Source organism: Streptomyces nogalater (genome assembly GCF_039532885.1).
Classification (GTDB): domain Bacteria; phylum Actinomycetota; class Actinomycetes; order Streptomycetales; family Streptomycetaceae; genus Streptomyces; species Streptomyces nogalater.
In genome coordinates, this window is sequence record NZ_BAAASM010000102.1 from 1 (window position 1) to 3555 (window position 3555).

2 protein-coding genes and 1 pseudogene are annotated in these 3555 nt (G+C 70.4%); 2 read left to right on the forward strand and 1 reads right to left on the reverse strand.

Features of this window, described 5'->3' with window-relative positions:
• Positions 1–293, forward strand: a 293-nt coding sequence (locus ABD350_RS37850; protein WP_344354010.1) for a GmrSD restriction endonuclease domain-containing protein, incomplete at its 5' end; no start/stop codon positions are given.
• A gap of 392 nt (positions 294–685) precedes the next feature.
• On the opposite strand, the gene ABD350_RS37855 is transcribed toward ABD350_RS37850, so the two are convergent.
• Positions 686–1390 (reverse strand): glycerophosphodiester phosphodiesterase, encoded by a 705-nt coding sequence (locus tag ABD350_RS37855; RefSeq protein ID WP_344354013.1) that lies wholly within the window; start codon positions 1388–1390, stop codon positions 686–688.
• A 1015-nt stretch (positions 1391–2405) separates the two neighbouring features.
• On the opposite strand from ABD350_RS37855, the pseudogene ABD350_RS37860 reads away from it, so the two are divergent.
• Positions 2406–3555 (forward strand): annotated as a pseudogene (locus ABD350_RS37860) (LamG domain-containing protein); the annotation flags it as partial.

Below are 3555 nucleotides of genomic sequence, written 5' to 3' on the forward strand. Positions count from 1 at the left end.
GGGACTCCGGCGCCTTGGCCTGGTCGTCGGCGGAGCGGGAGGCCTACGCCAACGACCTGGGCGACGAGCGGGCATTGATCGCGGTGTCGGCCGCGTCGAACCGGTCGAAGGCGGACCAGGACCCGGCGACGTGGCTGCCGCCGGCCGCCGGCTACCGCTGCCAGTACGCCACCGACTGGGTCGCCGACAAGACGCGCTGGGGCCTGAGCATTGACACCGGTGAGGAAGCCGCCCTGTCGAAGACCCTCAGCAACTGCCCCAACGCGCCGGTGACCGTCACCCTAGCCCGGTAGGGCCCGGCCCCTTCGGGCGATGGTGCCGGTACCGCAGTCCGTGAGGCCATGCTGGGCGACCGACAGCGGCACAGCGTCATGTACGGCCACCCCGGCCGGCCGGGGGAGAGGGTTTCTGCCCGGTGCCAGCGGCGGGCTTCGTACGGACGTGTTGCCCTCGGCCACGCGCCCGACCGGCCCCGCAACGCTGGCTGCCCGGGCGAGTGTGACGGTGCGGCGGACGCGCACTTCAGGGCGGTCCTCTGCGCCGAGCCGTCAGTCTCACAGAGCCCGCCACCGGGTCCCGCCGCGCGCGGAGGAATGCAAAGGTGGGCCGCCAGGAGGTCGAGACCTTCTGGCGGCCCACCAGTCCTGAAGCACTGACGACAGCGGGGACTTCGCACTGCTCGGCGTTACGGTGCCGCTGTCGCCGTCGGGCCGCACGCGGTGCGGGCCCACTCCTTGTAGGGCTCCACGCGGTCGGTGAGCACCGCGTCCACGCCGGCGGCCTTCGCTTTTTCCCATGCCGGCGGCCAGTTCGCCGTCCAGGTGTAAACCTTCAGCCCGGCGGTGTGCCAGTCGCGGACCGCATTCGGGGTGGCGAGGAAGCGGGAGACGTTCAACGAGGTTCCGTACCGCGCCGCTTCCTTGCCCGTGATCGGCGTCTTCTCGTGGGTGAGCGCGGTGTGCAGTTCGGGTGCGGCCCGGCGTACGGCGTCGACCGCGTCGGCGTTGAAGCTGTGCACGATGACGTAGGGGGCTGCGCCGGTTGCGTGGATGACGGACAGCAGCGAGTCCAGCTGCGGGGGTGTCGGCGTCGGTTTCAGCTCGACCATCGCCGTGAGGCGACGCGTGGCCGTGAAGCTCAGCGCCTCCTTCAGGGTCGGCACCGGCTCGCCCCTCTTGGTGCGCAGGGCCCGTACCTGAGAGGCTGTCATCGCGGCGATGGGCCCGTGCCCGGTGGTGGTGCGGTCGACGGTCGGATCGTGTGAGAGGACTGGTATGCCGTCCTGGGTCCACCACACGTCGAACTCCACGCCGCTTGCGCCGGCGCCGGCGGCGTCCCGTAGTCCTCGTAGTGTGTTTTCGTCCTCGGGAGTGCCGCGATGGCCGATCACCTGGGGCACTGTGCACCGTGACGCGGCAGCGGCAGCGGTGGTGTCCGCGGCTGCTGCGGTGTCCTGCGCCCAGGGCGGCGAACAGGCGGTCATCACGGTGACAGCGGATGCCACAAGGGTCGCTATTCGAACCGATCTTCGCTTTGTCACCGGCCAACGGTAGCCCGCGCTCGGCTGTGGTGGCGGGGAAGTGGTCCGAATCACCGGCGTGCAGCCGAGTTACCGGACGGATGCCCGGATTGCTGCCGCATTGGGGGTGAGTGCCGTCGTGCTCTGGTCTTCCGGTCGGCCCGCGACGGCGGCATGGCCGGACGGTCGAGACGCCGGGGAAGCGGGGCGCGGCCACGCCTCGTGAACTCACCCTTTCCCTCAGGCTCAGAAACAGGGGGCGTGACGCGCGAGGGTGGCGACACCCCGTCCCGCCCCCCCGGCATCCGCACAAACGCCGACCGCTGCAACTCGCTGTCAGTGAGGATCACGCCTCCCGCGAACCCGGCGTCGCGGGCCGGCTTCACGGTCGGGTCGGCGGGCGGCATGTGCTTGTTCACGGCTGCCTCCGGCGCACTCCGGCGCTGTTCGTTTGTGTGTATAAGCGTCTGTACGCAGGGCGATGTTTGGTCTGAACCAGACTGTCAGGGAGGGTGCCGGTTCGCGTTCCCCGATCGGGTGGCGTCGCTATCTGCGCAGGTCAACAGCTTTCAGCCATGTTGTTGTGACCCGGGACACACTTGATTGACGCCTCTGGGTAACGGTGCATTTACTTTGCGGGTTATTTGTGCGTCCTGTGTCAGGGGTGGGTTCCGTGGACAACTGGTGGGGATCTTTGGGGCGGTCGTGGAGAGGACGAAGACCGCGTGGAGTGGTTCTGGGGGGTGTGGCGGCGGCGTTGGTGGTTTCGGCGCTGCCTGTGCTGCCGGTCTCCGTGTCACCGGCGTCGGCGGTCACCGCTGACGCCGGGACAGGGGAGATCGATGAGGTCACCGCGTCGGCCCGGGCCCAGGCCTCGGGGGAGCAGGTGGAGGTGACGGCGGACCGAACCGAGTACTCCACCACGCATGCGAACCCGGACGGTTCGTTCACGCTCACGCAGTCCACCACTCCTCAGCGGGTGAAAGAGGCGGACGGCGGCTGGGGCGGGGTCGATCCGGTGCTGGAGCGGCGCGCGGACGGGCGGGTCGCTCCCCGGGGCGCTGTGGTGGATCTGTCGTTCTCCGGCGGCGGCCCGGGTGCGGGCATGATCCGTCTGGGCAAGGGCGGCCGGTCGGTCACGCTGGACTGGGCCGGGGTCCTGCCGCAGCCGGTGCTCGACGGGCCGACGGCCACGTATCCGGACGTCTTCGACGGGGTCGACCTGCAGCTGACGGCGACCGCCGAGGGCTACCGGGAGGTCCTGGTCGTCACAACGCCCGAGGCGGCGCAGAACCCCGCCCTGGAACAGGTCACCCTCGCCGCGTCCGGGGACGGCCTGTCCGTCGTCCCCGGTGCGGGCGGTGGCCTGCGCGCCGTCGACGAGGACGGCAACGCCGTCTTCCGCGGCCCGGCGGGACAGATGTGGGACTCCGCCGGCGACGACGAGACCGGCCCGCAAACCCAGCTGATGCGCACCGACGCCCCCGCCCCCACCGACGCCGGCGCGCAGGGCGACGACGACCCGTCGCAGCCGGGGAACGGCGATGCCACCGCAGTACTGCCGGTGAAGGTCGACGACGGCGCGGTCACGGTCCACCCGGACCTGGACCTGCTGCGCGGCAAGGACACCGTCTACCCCGTCTACATCGACCCCTCGGTCGGCCTGGGCGTCTCGGAGCGTACGAAGCTGTCCTCCGACGGTGACAAGTTCTGGATGTTCGACGGCGACAAGGGCGTCGGCAAGTGCGGTACCGCCGACGGCTACACCTGCGGTGGCGGCTACGTCGACCGCATGTACTTCGAGCTGGCCCCCACCAAGCTGGCCGGCAAGTACGTGCTGGATGCCACCTTCCGGGCCCGCGAGACGTGGTCGTTCAACTGCGACCCGCACTGGGTGGACCTGGTGCGCACCGACAACATCTCCGAGGGCACGGTCTGGCCCGGCCCCAAGCAGCTGGACTGGATGGGCGACCGCAACGTCGCGGCGGGCCGCGGTGACCTGTGCAGCCCCGACCAACCGGATGCGTGGATCGAGT